Genomic DNA, 14,349 nt, shown 5'->3' with positions numbered 1-14,349 from the left:
TATCAGGTAAAACGCACTGGTATCACGTTCCAATGATGACGTCGGGTTTCTTCCCAAGAGAACCAAGACATGGACTGACCGAAGAGCGCGGCTTAAGGGCCAGCGAACAAAGCTGGCTGTCTGCTGATGCCGGGGCATACGGAATCGGCCTATACAACAAGCTTGGAGGGTACACCGTTGGGCAGGTGTTTCGTCACCCTGACCCTATGCAGGCAGAACCGGGTAAAGGGCAATTTATTGATGGCACCGTCGTTGTGAAGGTCCTTTTTGCTGAGTATGACCCGAGCGCAATCGTTGGCCCGGACCCATTGTTGCACTCCCCTGCCTGGCAAATTCAGGCACCCGATGATTCATCGGGTGACACCTTTGAGGTGCGCCTACTACAGATGGATGTGGCGGTTAAAGATCCCCGGTCTGCGGAAACCGGCTGGGTGTTTGCGACTTATGTTTATGACGAATCCCTCCCAGCTGCCAGTCCTGGAGACCGATGGTATAACCTAACGCCCGTAGGGCTTGCCTGGGGCAATGACCCGGATGTAACCAGCAATGGTGATCCTGATCTTGATGAAAACTGGATCAACCCATCCGTGCCCTCACCCTTTGCCGGCATGACGGGCAAGCATGGGCGCTTGAATGGCCCCGTCGATAATCCGGAATCTTCCTGCATCAGTTGCCATTCAACAGCCCAAGTGAACGAGGAGCTTGCGGGTACGGGAGTATTCATGCCTTACAAAGGCGCCGGGTTTATTCCAGGCAGTTCATGCTCAGAGCAAGAAAAAATGAACTGGTTCAGGAATATTCAAGGTAGCGAACCCTTTGGTATTACTACTCAAAACACGGGTTTCTGTGGGCTAACGAATCCACCGCGGCCGACGCCTCCTGTGTATCCTCTGGACTACTCGCTTCAGCTCCAGCTTGCCCTTGCACTTAGCAAAGGGCTGGGTCACCCCAATCCCTGCCTGGGTACGATTCCGTCGGAACATCTGCCGGAAAATAATCGTTTGCTGATACAGCGCCAAGTCACGCTGGGTGCAATGCCTGCCAATCAATTAAAAAAACGTAGCACGAGAGGAAAGGGTTCTTCTGTTCGACGGCTAGAGTCCGGTTTGCCAAGCTGGGAGCAGCTGGGCATGTATGCGGAACTCAAAAAAGGCGACAAGGAAGAAGGCCGCTAAAACCAGGGCCAGGCCCTGTGCCTGGCCCTCATCCCATATGCCACGTCTCACCTTTCTTGTTGTTTCTGTATTGGGTAAATCCGGTACGATCGACGATGGAGAATAGCCCCCCCCTTTTCAACGCGCGTATGCTTGGAGATCTCGTGGCTCAAGACACCCCCAACCTAATCCAGGGCTCCATTACCCGCGCATTGCTGACCCTGGCGATTCCGATTGTCTTCGCCAATCTTTTGCAGACGGCCTACCAGCTTACCGACACTTTCTGGGTCGGCCGACTGGGGGCGGATGCCGTTGCTGCGGTGTCGCTCAGCTTCCCCGTTTTGTTTTTCCTTATCTCGTTGGGCATTGGCCTTGCTGTTGCCGGAACAATTCTAGTTGCCCAGAACAAGGGCCGCGGTGATCTGGATGCGGTCAATCATGTGGCCGCCCAGGCGTTGATGGGCGTTATCGCCCTCTCCTTGCTGCTCGCTGCCATCGGCTATTTTATTGCGGCACCGCTGGTGGCATTTCTCGGTGCATCGGCATCCGTGCAGCCCCACGCCACGTCTTATCTACAGGTGTCCTTTCTCGGGCTGCCGTTCATGTTTGCCTATGTAATTTTTCAGTCGCTGATGCGTGGCGTCGGTGATGTAAAGACACCTCTGCTGATCGTTGCGGGGACGGTGCTGCTTAATTTCGGGCTCGACCCGTTGCTGATTCTTGGTTATGGCCCAGTGCCCGCTTTAGGGGTCAGCGGCGCCGCTGCTGCCACATTGGCGACCCAGGGGCTGGCCGCAGTGATCGGTTTGTTTATGTTGTTCTCGGGGCGTTACGGTATTCAGCTTGCGCGTCTGCACATGCGCCCGGATTTACCCATGTTGTGGCAGTTATTTCGACTGGGCCTGCCCGCCGCCGTTGAGCAAGCAACCCGGGCACTGGGCCTGATGCTGATGACCATTTTGGTGGCCGGATTCGGTACCGTTGCGCTTGCGGCGTACGGTATTGGATCCCGGATGCTGAGTTTTGTGATTATTCCGGCGCTGGGTCTCTCTCAGGCGACCTCTACCGTGGTCGGTCAAAACGTGGGCGCCGGGCAGCTGGAGCGGGCGGAACACACCACTTACCTCAGTGGTGCCCTGGCACTGGTGAGTTTGACGCTGGTCGGGGTGGTCAGTTTCTTCCTTGCCGCGCCGCTGGTTGAGCTTTTCGTGCCCGGCGAGGCGGCGGTTATCGAAGAAGGCGCCCGCTTTGTTCGCATCACCGCCCTCTCCTACGGCCTGCTCGGCGCCCAGATTGTGGTCACCGGGGCCTTTCGCGGCTCGGGCAACACGCTCGCCGCCATGGCCATCGCCTTGATTTCCCTTTGGGTGCTGCAGTTCCCGATTGCCTGGTTACTCACAGAGCGCACGCAACTGGGCGTGGCCGGAGTATGGATTTCCTATCCGGTGCAAGCCTTTCTGTCAGCGTTGGTTGCCTGGTTATGGTTTAAACGCGGGACCTGGAAGCAGAAGAATCTGGTGGGAAGAACCCCTGCAGAAACCCGGGTGGCTCAGTACCCCACCGACACGGTAATGGATACCAATGGGGGCTGAGTCAGCCTTGGGTTTCGCTGTACCTTATTGAACCGGACGGCTGGTGTGCGCAAACCGGTACGTCATGTTGAACTGCACCCGTGGTGCTTCACTGCGGTCGCCACCCTGGTTGTCACGCAGGCCGTATGACAGCTCCGCACCATAGCTCAAGGCTGGCGTGTATTGATGTACCGCCGTCAGTGTCCCGTAGCGGGTGCGCCGCAGCGCTTCGGCCGGCAAGGCAGTGTCGGACTCGATAGTGACTTCCCCGGCGACCATGGCCAGGGTCCATGCGGGGTTGAGTTGCCACTGAGAGCCCAGATAACCACCTTGCGCCAGCAGGGGTTGCAGGTTGCGCCCGGCGTAGACATAGCCGTCCATGCCACTGTCACCAAAGCCGGACAGGTCATTGTAGTAATGCGCCATGCCCTGACCGTAACTGCCATTGGCAAGCAGTTTCACGCTGTCGGTGACGTTTATGGCCGCGCTGGCCACGCCGCCCGTTGCGTTGGCAAATTGCTGGTCGCCATCCGCGAATTCCACACCGATTTCACGGTTCACCACACCCAGCTTGATGTGCCCGGCGGGTAAACCCTGTTTCCAGGTAGCGATGGCATCGGGTCTGCGACCCGCAGCGCTGGTCGCGTTGGTGGGATCGTAGATTTCACTGTTCGGATCTTCCAGGGCCAGGGTGAGGTGCTCTCCCTGCCAGCGCACACCGGTTTGCCGCGCAAAGATGGCACTGTTGGGGCCCTGAGCATCCAGCGTCAGCGGCCAGGCCGCGCCATCCAGCAAGGCGGTGAAGCCGTAACCTGCACGCAGCGGCCCGTTTTCAAAATAGAAATCGCGGATACGCAGCTCATACCGGTCCAGGCTGCCGAACAGGTCCATGGCAAACACCATGTGTGGGCCACTGCCCTCGCCCACCTGAAAACCAAAGCGGCTATTCTTGGCACTCATGACGAAATTCTGCTGATCCGTGTCGCCATCGGGAATAGTGCTGGGGATCAGTAGTTCGTCGAAGCCGGCATCCTTGTCATCATAGATGGCATCGACGCTGACACTGCCGAATACTTTCAAGCTGGGCCCGTTCAGCGCGGGATCAGTCGGCTCATCGCCGAGACGGGATTTGAGCTGGTCTAACTCGGATTGCAGACGACGGATCTCAGCCTGGGTGTTGTCCCCATGGGCGGCGCTGGTCAGTGCGGCAAGGCTGAAAGCAGTCATCCAGACGGTGGTTTTCACCCTGGACATGAAGATCTCCTGAAGGTCCACCGGATCACGGTGGGCGCTCAATGTGGCAGCACCTTTCCCGCTGCCCTGCCTTGTGGGCGGGGTAAATCGGTATGGCGATGCGTGGAAGGCGCGCAGGATACGGAACTGTCAGGGCGGCAGCCACTAAACGTGCTGTTTATTGGTGCATAAAAAGTAAAAAATTGACCGGCGGAATGAAACTAACTGCACTGGATATCGCCAAGGGCGGCAACAAACTGGCAGGAGAATTGGAGGGGAGGCCCCGGGGTGGGCTCTCGCCACCCGGGGCCATCATTAAGCCTTTATTTACTCAGTTGCCGCATGGCTTTCTCAAGCCCTTCGATGGTCAGCGGGAACATATGGTGTTCGCAGAGCTGTTTGATCCATTGTGTAGAGGTGGTCATCTGCCAGGCGCGTTCTGGCTCCGGGTTCAGCCACACCACTTTCTCGTAGGTATCGGTGACTCGCTGAAACCAGACAGCGCCGGCTTCTTCGTTCCAGTGTTCCACACTGCCGCCTACCGAGTTGACCTCATAGGGGCTCATGGCGGCGTCGCCCACGAAAATCACCTTGTAGTCGCTGCCATACTTGTGCAGCACGTCCCAGGTGGAAATTTTCTCATCCCAGCGGCGGCGATTATCTTTCCAGACATACTCATAGATGAAGTTGTGGAAGTAGAAATATTCCATGTGCTTGAACTCTGCCCGGGCAGCGGAGAACAGCTCTTCGCACAGTTTCACATAGGGGTCCATGGAGCCACCGATATCAAAGAAGATCAGCACTTTGACGCGGTTTTCCTTTTCCGGGCGCATCTTGATATCGAGCAACCCGGCATTGCGCGCTGTGGACGAAATGGTGTCGTCCATGTCCAGCTCTTCATCGCGACCGGTGCGGGCAAATTTTCGCAGCCGGCGCATGGCCAGCTTGATGTTACGGGTGCCCAGCTCCACGGAGTCATCCAGATTACGGAATTCCCGCTTCTCCCAGACTTTCACGGCTTTCTTGTTCCGTGAAGGCCCGGTCATGCGAACCCCTTCGGGGTTTTCGCCGTAACCACCGAACGGGCTGGTGCCACCGGTGCCAACCCACTTGTTGCCACCCTGGTGACGTTTTTCCTGTTCTTCGAGCCGCTTGCGCAACTCGTCCATGATTTTTTCCAGGCTGCCGAGCCCCTTGAGTTTCTCGAACTCTTCCGGGCTCAGGTTCTTTCCCAGCTCTTTGCGCAACCACTCGTCCGGGATTACCTTGCTGAGCCAGTCCGGCTCCAGGTTTTCCAGGCCCTCAAAGTAGTTGGCAAACGCCTGATCAAAGCGGTCGTAGTATTTTTCGTCTTTCACCATGACCGCCCGGCTCAGGAGGTAGAAATCCTCAATGGAGCCAAACGCCACATGCGCATGCAGTGCATCGAATAAATCCAGCAGTTCGCGAAGGGTGACAGGCACCCGATAGCGACGCAGATTTTCGAAAAAACCAATAAGCATAGTTTGCCCGTGGACCGGTTAGCTTTCGCGGCGATTCATGAACGCCAGACGCTCGAGAAGCTGCACATCTGATTCGTTCTTGAGCAGCGCGCCGTACAGGGGGGGTACTGCACTTTTGGTGTCGCGGCTACGCAGGATGTCTTCCGGGATATCGTCCGCCATCAACAGCTTGAGCCAATCGATCAGCTCACTGGTGGAAGGCTTCTTCTTCAGGCCCGGCACCTTGCGCAGGTCAAAGAAGATTTCCAGCGCTTCACTCACCAGGTTCTTTTTGATCTCGGGGAAATGCACATCCACGATGGCCTGCATGGTCGCCGCATCGGGGAAGTTGATGTAATGGAAGAAGCAGCGGCGCAGGAAGGCGTCCGGCAGCTCTTTCTCATTGTTGGACGTAATGATCACGATCGGGCGCTGTTCCGCCTTGATCAGTTCGCCGGTTTCATAAACGAAGAATTCCATCCGATCCAGCTCCTGGAGCAGGTCGTTGGGGAATTCGATATCGGCCTTGTCGACTTCGTCGATCAGCAGCACTACCTGACCTTCATGGGTAAAGGCTTCCCAGAGCTTGCCCTTCTTCAGGTAGTTGGCCACATCCTCGACCCCTTCGGCGCCGAGCTGGGAATCACGCAGGCGGGATACCGCATCGTATTCATACAGGCCCTGCTGTGCCTTGGTGGTGGATTTCACGTTCCACGACAGCAGTGGCAGACCCAGGGATTCAGCGACCTGTTCGGCCAGCAGCGTTTTGCCGGTACCGGGCTCGCCCTTGATAAGCAGCGGGCGCTTGAGGGCAATGGCTGCGTTCACGGCCATTTTCAGGTCATCTGTGGCCACATATTGGTCAGTACCCTGAAACTGCATGAAATTCTCCAAACTGAACAGTTAATCGAACGGGTGATCAGGCGGCACACTCTAGCAATCCAGTGGCGCCGGGCAAAGGGCTATAATAGCCAAGAAAACAGTGATTTGCGTCAACAGATCGCCGGCAGTCCCTTGAACGGCGCAGCGCACTGCCGCCATCGACCCGTGTTCTGGCGCGCCACCTGGTGTGCCATAATCCGCGCCATGAATCTGCTCCTGTTGCACCCCGACCAATATCTGCACGACGCACTCTGGCGCCTGAATGCCCGCCAGTGTGTCCACGTGCGCACCGTGCTTAACCTGACCGAAGGGCAACAGTGCCGAGCCGGGCTGTTAGGCGGAAGCACAGGGATGGCAACAGTAAAGTCCATAGAAAACAATGGAGTAACGGTTGAATTTAAACCTTTGTCTCATTCAGAAGCCGCCTTGCCGCTTTCCCTGCTGATGGCGCTGCCTCGCCCCAAAATGCTCAAGCGCATCCTGATCGACGCCACCAGTCTGGGCATCAAACGGATTGTGCTGATCAACAGCTGGAAGGTGGACAAGAGCTACTGGCAAACCCCCAACCTGAAAGCCGACCTGCTTCGCGAGAAGATGATTCTGGGGCTGGAACAGGCGCGAGACACCTGCCTGCCAGAATTGATTCTTGCCCCGCGCTTCAAGCCGTTTGTGGAAGACTCACTGGATGAATGGGCCGGTAGCGGGCAGCGCATCCTGGCTCACCCGGGCGATTACCCCACCCTGCCCTGCAACCTGACAGAGCCAGTCACTCTGGCGGTGGGTCCTGAAGGGGGGTGGACACCGTACGAAGTGGATATGCTGCAACGACAGGGCTTTGCCTGTCACAGCTTTGGGGCGAGAATTCTAAGGGTGGAAACCGCATTGCCGGCACTGGTCGGGCGCATAATGCGACTGCCGTAGAAGTAGCACTTGAGCTGCAAAGCCGCCGGCAACCGGTTGCGTGACATGAGTATCGAGTTACGAAAAGCGAAAGCAGAGCGCAGGTCTCTGGTTTTCGAAACGCGTTTCTCGCAACTCGATACTTTGTCAGCCTAGCGGCGGTATGGCCCGCGGCGGGCCTTGCGCGGTGGCTTGCTGCCACTGCGTTGGTGGCGCAAGCGCGCGCGGCCATAGAGGCCGGTGTATTTCTTGCCCTTGAGCTCCACCTTGTCGATCAGCGCCTTCATCTGTTCCGGCTCCAGTTCCATCCAGCGGCCCTGACGCAATTGCGGGGGCAGATTCAGGTCCCCAAAGCGGATCCGCATCAGACGCGCCACTTCCAGATCCTGTGACTGAAACAGTCGACGTACTTCCCGGTACTTGCCGCCGGTCAGCGTTACCTTGTACCAGTGATTGGCGCCTTCTTCGGCGCCACCGGCATCTTCGATGCTGTCGAACTTGGAAACGCCGTCTTCCAGCAGGACACCATCCAGCATGGCCTGGCGCTTTTCCTGGGTCATGCCGCCACGCACGCGCACGGCATATTCACGGACAAAACCGTTGGAGGGGTGCATCAACCGGTGGGCCAGCTCACCATCAGTGGTGAACAGCATCATGCCGGTGGTGTTGATATCCAGCCGGCCGACCTGGACCCAGCGCATCCCTTGCAGGCGCGGCAGGTTATCGAACACCGTCGGGCGCCCTTCCGGGTCGTTGCGCGAGCACACTTCTCCCGGAGGCTTGTGGTACATAATGACCCGCTGAACGGTATCTTCTTCGGCCTTCACTTTAATCATCCTGCCATCTACACGTAGGGTATCTTCACTGCCAACCCGGTCACCCAGGGTCGCTACAGTCCCATTGACCGAGACGCGACCGTCGCTGATCCAGGTTTCAAGCTCCCGGCGGGAGCCCAGCCCGGCACGGGCCAGGACTTTCTGTAATTTCTCACTCATGGGGCGTTCGGCTTTCCTCTGCGCTGTCGTTCGGTTCCTGCTCCTGATTAGAAGCCTCTTCTACCGCGACATCATCACTATCGTTTGCAGCGCCGTCCGGTTCTGTGGAGGCATCGTCCGCCGCCGCGTCATTACGGCTCAGGGCGGGCTCTGCGTCATTGTTTTCGCCGGGCTTGCGACGAAATTCCTGTTCAAAACTGGCAAGCACGGAGTCAACCTTGTCCATGCTCATCTGCGTGGAATCGTCGATCTCGGGTTCTGGCTCAAAGCCTGGAATGCTGCCCTGATCCCCCGGCAAGCGTACTTCGTGCTCACCCAGGCCATCATCGTCAATGTCACCTTCCGAGGCTTCGTCAGCATCGCCCTCGCCTGCCTTGCTGGGCGGCACATCGGTCAGGGCCAGCTCTTCATTGAGCTTGTCCAGGTCGCGTATCTCTGCCAGCGACGGCAAGTCTTCCAGACTCTTGAGGTCAAAGTAGTCCAGAAACTGCTTGGTGGTCGCGAACATGGCCGGGCGGCCCGGTACATCGCGATGCCCGACAACGCGTACCCAGTTTCGCTCCAGCAGGCTCTTAACGATATGTGAGCTTACCGAAACGCCACGAATTTCTTCGATTTCGCCACGAGTAATCGGCTGGCGATAGGCGATCAGGGCCAGGGTCTCTAGGATGGCACGGCTATAGCGCGGCGGCTTTTCCTGCCATAAGCGGCTGACCCAGGAGCCCAGCTCCGAGCGCGCCTGAAAGCGAAAGCCGGATGCCACTTCCTTGAGAAAAATGCCGCGGCCTTCGTATTCGTCAGCCAGCTGTTCAAGGTATTTGGACAAGTCCTGCTTGCTGGGCCGGTCTTCTTCATCGAACAAGGCCAGCATGCCATCACGGTCCAGCGGCCCTTCGGCTACAAGAATGGCGGCTTCAACAATTCTTTTTATTTGCTCAGCGTCCACGCTTACCCCTTGGTTCCATCGTGTGCGTCGTCATCCGCGGCATCAACAGCGCCGGCATCACTTTCATAGGCATCCGGAGCCGCATCAGGCTCATCGTCGAGCTCAAGGCCGGCAAGCAGGTCAGACTCTTCCAGCACCAGGGTTTTGGCCTTCACATGAATCGGTGCAAACGATTCGGTCTGAACCAGCTCGATCAGCGACCCTTTCACCAGTTCCAGCGTGGCGAGAAAGGTTACGACCACACCAAGCTTGCCTTCTTCCGGGTTAAACAGCTCGATAAAAGGCACAAAGTCTCGACCTTTCAGCTTGTCCAGCACGCTGGCCATGCGCTCACGGGTAGATAGCTTTTCCCGGGAGATCTGATGGCTTTCGAACATGTCAGCCCGGTGCATGACTTCTTTGAGCGCCAGCAGCAACTCGCGCATATCCACATCCGGCTGCGCTTTCTCACGGGTGAATTCCGGGCGCTTGGCTTCAGCGGGGAACACGTCGCGCTCCAAGCGCGGCAGTTCATCAATATCTTCCGCCGCTTTCTTGAAGCGTTCGTATTCCTGCAAGCGACGAATCAGCTCGGCACGGGGGTCCTCCCCTTCCTCTTCTTCATCGTCCTTGGGGCGCGGCAGCAGCATGCGTGACTTGATCTCACTGAGCATGGCCGCCATGACCAGATATTCTGCCGCCAACTCGAAGTTCATGGCCTTCATCAGCTCCACGTACTCCATGTACTGGACGGTGATGGTGGCCACCGGAATATCGAGGATGTCGAGATTCTGGCGTTTGATCAGGTAGAGCAGTAAATCCAGCGGGCCCTCAAAGGCCTCCAGAAAAACTTCCAGCGCATCCGGCGGAATGTAGAGGTCATCAGGCAGCTTGGTGATTGCCTTGCCATACACCAGGCCAAACGGCATTTCTGACTGGCTCGGATGCAAGGGCCCCAGCATGGCCGCGGGTGGCTCGGGTGCCGGAGTCTCTTCTGCCGTGTGCTCTACCGTTTCCGTCATGCTCTGCTCCGCCTAGCGGTAATTCAGGCCCATGGCTGCGCGCACTTCTTCCAGTGTGGCGCGGGCGGCTTCGCGTGCTTCCTCGCACCCTTCAGCCACAATGGTGCGCACCAGGTCCGGGTTGCGCAGGTGCTCTTCCGCACGCTTGCGGATGGGCTCCAGCTCTTCCTGAACCGCTTCGATGATTGGCTTCTTGCAATCCAGACAGCCGATCCCGGCACTGGTGCAGCCTTCACGCACCCACTGCCGGGTAGTGTCGTCAGAATACACCATGTGAAACAGCCATACCGGGCAGTTATCCGGGTTGCCCGCGTCGGTGCGGCGTACCCGTGCCGGGTCTGTTGGCATGCGGCGAATCTTGTTGTCCACATCCGCAGGCTCTTCACGCATGCTGATGAAGTTGCCGTAAGACTTGGACATTTTTTGACCGTCCAGCCCCGGCATCTTGGAGGCCTGGGTAAGCAATGACTGGGGCTCGGCGAGGATCACCTTGCCGCCGCCTTCCAGATCGCCCAGCAGGCGTTCCTTGTCACCCAGGGTGATGTTCTGTTGCCCATCCACCAGCGCGCGTGCCGTTTCCAGGGCCGCTTCGTCGCCCTTTTCCTGGTACTGGCGACGGTGGTTCAGGTAAATCTTGGATTGTTTCTTGCCCATCTTCTTGATGGCGGCATCCACGGCTTCTTCAAAGCCCGGTTCACGGCCATAGAGGTGGTTGAAGCGACGCGCGACTTCCCGGGTCAGCTCCACATGGGCTACCTGATCCGCCCCCACCGGCACCTGGCCGGCCCGGTAGGCAAGAATGTCAGCAGACTGAAGCAGCGGATAACCGAGAAAACCATAGGTGCTCAGGTCTTTCTCGCGCAGCTTTTCCTGCTGATCCTTGTAGGTCGGCACCCGCTCCAGCCAGGACAGAGGCGTCATCATCGATAGCAGCAGATGTAGCTCCGCGTGCTCCGGCACCTGGCTTTGGATAAACAGCGTGGCAGACCCCGGGTTCACACCGGCGGCCAGCCAGTCGATCACCAGATCCCAGACGTGCTGTTCGATCTTATGTGGGTTTTCGTATTCGGTGGTGAGTCCGTGCCAGTCTGCGACAAAGAAGAAACACTCAAACTCATGCTGCAGACGCGCCCAGTTTTTCAGCACGCCATGGTAGTGCCCCAGATGCAGGCGGCCAGTGGCGCGCATGCCGGAAACAACTCGCTGGGAGGGAACCACGGAACTCAAAGCCAACTCCTTATACCCTATAAGTGGCATTCCACGGGGAATGCTGCGGGGAAAGCCCGCGATTATACGGTGAACCGCGCCGTGAGGGACAGCGACTTGTCAGTGTCTGATCAAACCCTGAGCAAATCCCTGCAATTTGGCTAATAGATGGCGTCGATTGGGCCCGCCCCTTCGCGCACCACCACCGGCCCCTCACCTTCAGACAAGGAGATTACGGTGGTTTCGGTGGTGCCGCAAAAGCCCCCATCAATGACCAGATCCACGTGGTTTTCCAGAAAATCACGTACGTCCTGGGGATCGGTGAGCGGAAACTCGTCGTTGGGCAGGTGGCAAGTCGACGTCATTATCGGCTCGCCGTGCTCGGCCAGCAGCGCCTGACAGATGGCATGGTCAGGAACGCGAATACCGATGGTGCGCTTTTTGGGGTGCATCAATCGGCGTGGCACTTCGGTGGTGCCCTGCAGAATGAAGGTGTAGCCCCCCGGGGTATGGGCCTTGAGCAAGCGATAATCCGGGTTGTCCACCTTGGCGTAGATCGCCAGCGCAGAGAGGTCGTGGCAGAGCAACGTAAACTCGTGCTTCTTGTCCAGTTGGCGCAGGCGAATAAGACGATCCAGAGCCGCCTTTTCACCAATGCCGCATCCCAGGGCGTAGGTGGTATCCGTGGGGTAAGCAATCAACCCGCCACCACGAATGACATCCACGGCCTGTCGAATTAGCCGCGGCTGAGGGGTTTCCGGATGTATGTATAGCGTTTCAGTCATAATCAGGCAGCGAGCAATTAAAGTGAATAAACGACATCAGAAAAGTCATGCAGTGCTTTGTTTTTAAAGCGATTACGCATTCGCTGTCAACTATTCAGTGATGCGTATCGGCCTTCCCATACCGGGGTCGCCCCGGTCGGTACCGGCGGCAGCCGGCCCAGTGCCAGCCACCGCTGCTCAGGAGAATGGAAATCAGAACCCGCAGACACCTGCAGATCGAAATGCTGCCAACATTCATCCAGTAATGCCTGCTGATGGGGTGTCAGCCCGGGCATGGCCACTTCCAGGCCATCGCCGCCAGCCGCTTTAAATTGCCCGAGAAAGTGCCGCAAGCGCTTGCGGGTCATGTTATAGGCATGGGGGTGGGCCAGAACAGCGGTGCCGCCGGCCGCATGGATCGCCGCAATGCCTTCTTCAAGGGAGCACCAGGGGGTGGCCACAAATGCCGACTGGCCCTGTTTCAGAAAACGGTTGAACGCGTGGCGATGATTGCGGACTCGCCCGGCCTGCTCCAGCAGCTTTGCAAACCAGGGGCGACCCGGTGCGTCGTTGTCGGCCAACTCACAGGCTCGCTCGTAACTGTTTGCCAGTCCGGCGGCCCGATCCAGGCGCCGGCCGATTTCCCGGGCGCGGTTGATACGGGCTTCATTTTGGGCGCTGACCCGGGCCTGCAGGGTCGGGTCATCCACATCGACCCACAGCCCCAGCACATGGAATTCACGGTTATCGTGGCGAACCGACAACTCAATCCCGTTGATCAGGGTCATTCCGCGCGCTTGCGCGGCCTGGCGGGCTTCATCCAGTCCGCGCAGGGTGTCGTGGTCGGTCAAGGCCAGATGGGTGACGCCATAATCCGCCGCCCGCGCCACCAAATCAGTGGGCGACAACGCGCCATCGGAGGCGAGGCTGTGGCTATGCAAGTCAAAACACGCAGTCATAAGAGGTGGCTATCGGGTTATTTCGCAGACGGCAGCGCCATTGCAGGAACCGTCTCGATGAAAACGGGTCGATTACGCTACCACAATGAAGCAAAAAATAATGCAGGGCGGCAGGGTGAATTGCCCGCCTGATGCCGTTACCATCGTTGCCCTGCGGATGGTCGGCCGTGCGGCCGTCGCACCCCTTTCAGGCTATTGGACCGGCACGGAATAAGGCGCTGCAAATGAAGCAACTGTTTGATTACCTTCCGGTAATTGTATTTTTCGGCCTCTACTTTCTTGGCGGTCGAGACATCATGCTGGCCACCTGGGGCATCCTGATTGCCACTACTGCCCAGGTCACACTGGGCTGGCTAATCTGGCGCAAGGTGCAAAAAATGCACCTGATCGTCTTTGTGATCACCCTGATCTTCGGCTCCATGACCCTGTTTTTCCAGAACGATGTCTTTATCAAGTGGCGCCCTTCCATTATCAGCTTCACCCTTGGCGGCATTCTGCTGCTTGGCCACTTTCTGCGCGAACGCAACCTGCTGCAACGGCTGTGCGAATCACTGATGGTTTCCGGCTTCGGGTTTGTGGTGGCGCTGTCGCGCCGGGACTGGGCGCTGCTGAATATCGCTTTCGTGCTCTACTTTGCCTTCATCGGCGCGCTCAACCTCTACATCGCGTTCAATTTCAGCACTGACTTCTGGGTAAACTTTAAACTCTTTGGCTTCACTGCCCTGCAAATGGTCTTTTATATCAGCGTCTTCGCGTATGTATTTAAGAAAATGCCTGAAGAAGACCGCAAACGTATCATGAAACAGGACAGCGCTGAGGCCGGCACTGAAAAGCCCCCCACCGACAACGAAAAAAAGGATGACCATGCTGTACGCGATCATCAGTGAAGATGTCCCCGACTCCCTGCCGTTACGCAAACAGGCTCGCCCCGCGCACCTGGCGCGACTGGAAGCCCTCCGTGACCAGGGGCGCCTGCAACTGGCTGGCCCACATCCCGCGATCGATAGCGACGACCCCGGCCCCGCCGGCTTTACCGGCTCACTGGTCATTGCCGAATTCGAATCCCTGGGTGACGCCCAAGCCTGGGCGGATGCGGATCCGTATATGGATGCCGGCGTGTACGCCAGTGTCACGGTGAAACCGTTCAAGCGTGTACTGCCCTGAAAGTAGCCGACCAGGGCAGGCAGCCGATCATGGCAATTTGCCATTTTTTACAAAGACACCACGGCTCACGCGGCGAAATGTGACTATGGTAGC

14 protein-coding genes are annotated in these 14,349 nt (G+C 57.9%); 5 read left to right on the top strand and 9 right to left on the bottom strand.

The features are described from left to right. Both F1529_RS13390 and F1529_RS13385 read left to right on the top strand, forming a co-directional pair. The coding region (locus F1529_RS13390; protein WP_230457796.1) for a cytochrome P460 family protein at window positions 1-1,175 on the top strand (1,175 nt) is incomplete at its 5' end. Between the two features lie 143 nt (window positions 1,176-1,318). After that, window positions 1,319-2,746 carry an MATE family efflux transporter gene (locus tag F1529_RS13385; protein WP_296029041.1) on the top strand — a complete coding sequence of 476 codons (1,428 nt, stop codon included), beginning with the start codon at window positions 1,319-1,321 and terminating at the stop codon, window positions 2,744-2,746. Between the two features lie 24 nt (window positions 2,747-2,770). Here the strand turns inward: F1529_RS13385 and F1529_RS13380 are convergent, their stop codons facing one another. The 3 genes from F1529_RS13380 to F1529_RS13370 form a co-directional block, all read right to left on the bottom strand. After that, complete coding sequence (locus tag F1529_RS13380; protein WP_155135377.1) at window positions 2,771-3,979, bottom strand: hypothetical protein; 1,209 nt, start codon at window positions 3,977-3,979, stop codon at window positions 2,771-2,773. Window positions 3,980-4,281: 302 nt separating this feature from the next. Further along, the gene (locus F1529_RS13375) at window positions 4,282-5,460 is read right to left on the bottom strand and encodes a VWA domain-containing protein (RefSeq protein ID WP_155135375.1); all 1,179 of its coding nucleotides are present in this window, start codon (window positions 5,458-5,460) and stop codon (window positions 4,282-4,284) included. 18 nt (window positions 5,461-5,478) lie between these two features. Then, the gene (locus F1529_RS13370; protein WP_155135373.1) at window positions 5,479-6,321 is read right to left on the bottom strand and encodes a MoxR family ATPase; all 843 of its coding nucleotides are present in this window, start codon (window positions 6,319-6,321) and stop codon (window positions 5,479-5,481) included. Between the two features lie 204 nt (window positions 6,322-6,525). Between F1529_RS13370 and F1529_RS13365 the strand changes: the two genes are divergently transcribed. Then, the gene (locus tag F1529_RS13365; protein ID WP_155135371.1) at window positions 6,526-7,242 is read left to right on the top strand and encodes a 16S rRNA (uracil(1498)-N(3))-methyltransferase; all 717 of its coding nucleotides are present in this window, start codon (window positions 6,526-6,528) and stop codon (window positions 7,240-7,242) included. 131 nt (window positions 7,243-7,373) lie between these two features. On the opposite strand, the gene rluB is transcribed toward F1529_RS13365, so the two are convergent. The 6 genes from rluB to F1529_RS13335 all read right to left on the bottom strand — a co-directional run bounded on the left by rluB (window position 7,374) and on the right by F1529_RS13335 (window position 13,092). Further along, window positions 7,374-8,216: a 23S rRNA pseudouridine(2605) synthase RluB gene (gene rluB / locus F1529_RS13360; protein WP_007149176.1), complete on the bottom strand. Its 843-nt coding sequence runs from the start codon at window positions 8,214-8,216 to the stop codon at window positions 7,374-7,376. After that, the gene (scpB, locus tag F1529_RS13355; protein ID WP_370457024.1) at window positions 8,209-9,162 is read right to left on the bottom strand and encodes an SMC-Scp complex subunit ScpB; all 954 of its coding nucleotides are present in this window, start codon (window positions 9,160-9,162) and stop codon (window positions 8,209-8,211) included. Before scpB ends, rluB begins: the two co-directional genes overlap by 8 nt. A gap of 2 nt (window positions 9,163-9,164) precedes the next feature. Further along, a complete protein-coding gene (locus F1529_RS13350) occupies window positions 9,165-10,163 on the bottom strand; it encodes a ScpA family protein (RefSeq protein ID WP_007151140.1) in 999 nt (332 codons plus the stop codon). Between the two features lie 12 nt (window positions 10,164-10,175). Next, window positions 10,176-11,390 carry a tryptophan--tRNA ligase gene (locus F1529_RS13345; RefSeq protein ID WP_255446667.1) on the bottom strand — a complete coding sequence of 405 codons (1,215 nt, stop codon included), beginning with the start codon at window positions 11,388-11,390 and terminating at the stop codon, window positions 10,176-10,178. Window positions 11,391-11,530: 140 nt separating this feature from the next. Next, complete coding sequence (locus tag F1529_RS13340) at window positions 11,531-12,154, bottom strand: L-threonylcarbamoyladenylate synthase (protein ID WP_155135367.1); 624 nt, start codon at window positions 12,152-12,154, stop codon at window positions 11,531-11,533. 86 nt (window positions 12,155-12,240) lie between these two features. Continuing rightward, window positions 12,241-13,092: a PHP domain-containing protein gene (locus tag F1529_RS13335; protein ID WP_155135365.1), complete on the bottom strand. Its 852-nt coding sequence runs from the start codon at window positions 13,090-13,092 to the stop codon at window positions 12,241-12,243. Between the two features lie 224 nt (window positions 13,093-13,316). On the opposite strand from F1529_RS13335, the gene F1529_RS13330 reads away from it, so the two are divergent. After that, window positions 13,317-13,979, top strand: coding sequence for an inner membrane-spanning protein YciB (locus tag F1529_RS13330; RefSeq protein WP_155135363.1), 663 nt, complete (start codon window positions 13,317-13,319; stop codon window positions 13,977-13,979). Beyond that, the gene (locus F1529_RS13325) at window positions 13,957-14,256 is read left to right on the top strand and encodes a YciI family protein (RefSeq protein ID WP_155137469.1); all 300 of its coding nucleotides are present in this window, start codon (window positions 13,957-13,959) and stop codon (window positions 14,254-14,256) included. Before F1529_RS13330 ends, F1529_RS13325 begins: the two co-directional genes overlap by 23 nt. Window positions 14,257-14,349 lie beyond the last annotated feature (93 nt).

This window comes from Alcanivorax sp. VBW004 (assembly GCF_009718865.1).
Classification (GTDB): domain Bacteria; phylum Pseudomonadota; class Gammaproteobacteria; order Pseudomonadales; family Alcanivoracaceae; genus Alcanivorax.
Note: the sequence above shows the minus strand (reverse complement) of the source record. Positions and strands in the feature narration are given on the sequence as shown.

What these genes read in the sequence shown, in the direction of transcription:
- F1529_RS13380 (WP_155135377.1), bottom strand. Translation starts at nt 3,979, where the DNA reads ATGTCCAGGGTGAAAACCACCGTCTGGATGACTGCTTTCAGCCTTGCC.
- F1529_RS13375 (WP_155135375.1), bottom strand. Translation starts at nt 5,460, where the DNA reads ATGCTTATTGGTTTTTTCGAAAATCTGCGTCGCTATCGGGTGCCTGTC.
- F1529_RS13370 (WP_155135373.1), bottom strand. Translation starts at nt 6,321, where the DNA reads ATGCAGTTTCAGGGTACTGACCAATATGTGGCCACAGATGACCTGAAA.
- F1529_RS13365 (WP_155135371.1), top strand. Translation starts at nt 6,526, where the DNA reads ATGAATCTGCTCCTGTTGCACCCCGACCAATATCTGCACGACGCACTC.
- rluB (WP_007149176.1), bottom strand. Translation starts at nt 8,216, where the DNA reads ATGAGTGAGAAATTACAGAAAGTCCTGGCCCGTGCCGGGCTGGGCTCC.
- F1529_RS13350 (WP_007151140.1), bottom strand. Translation starts at nt 10,163, where the DNA reads ATGACGGAAACGGTAGAGCACACGGCAGAAGAGACTCCGGCACCCGAG.
- F1529_RS13340 (WP_155135367.1), bottom strand. Translation starts at nt 12,154, where the DNA reads ATGACTGAAACGCTATACATACATCCGGAAACCCCTCAGCCGCGGCTA.
- F1529_RS13335 (WP_155135365.1), bottom strand. Translation starts at nt 13,092, where the DNA reads ATGACTGCGTGTTTTGACTTGCATAGCCACAGCCTCGCCTCCGATGGC.
- F1529_RS13330 (WP_155135363.1), top strand. Translation starts at nt 13,317, where the DNA reads ATGAAGCAACTGTTTGATTACCTTCCGGTAATTGTATTTTTCGGCCTC.
- F1529_RS13325 (WP_155137469.1), top strand. Translation starts at nt 13,957, where the DNA reads ATGCTGTACGCGATCATCAGTGAAGATGTCCCCGACTCCCTGCCGTTA.